This is a genomic window from Bacillus pretiosus (genome assembly GCF_051294775.1).
In the GTDB taxonomy this organism is placed as follows: Bacteria; Bacillota; Bacilli; order Bacillales; family Bacillaceae_G; genus Bacillus_A; species Bacillus_A wiedmannii.
In genome coordinates, this window is record NZ_JBPPHF010000176.1 from 1 (window position 1) to 308 (window position 308).

General features: G+C 38.0%; 1 protein-coding gene. It reads left to right on the forward strand.

Features of this window, described 5'->3' with window-relative positions; genetic code table 11:
- Positions 1–308: Ig-like domain-containing protein (locus ACSG5Z_RS30385; RefSeq protein ID WP_435712799.1), on the forward strand; the 308-nt coding region annotated here is incomplete at both ends.

A 308-nucleotide genomic window follows, 5' to 3' on the forward strand; every position in this document is an offset into this window, starting at 1 on the left:
GGTTTTCACACCTATTATAGGACATGCTCAAGAATTAAGAACATCGGGAATAGTCGATAGTTTTACAATCGAAAAAACAAAATTAACTTATGGGGAAAAGACTAGCATACATGTAAACTTTAGCGAAAAACCCGGCAAAGAGATGAAGGCAGGGGATACATTAACGTTAGCGCTACCGCCAGAATTAATAGGATTTAGTGGTACGATTACATTAAAGGATGAGTCAGGACGTGTTTTCGGTACGTGCCAGATTAATGCAAATAGTGTAGTTTGTACATTTAATGAGACGGTAGAGGAACGCGAAAATA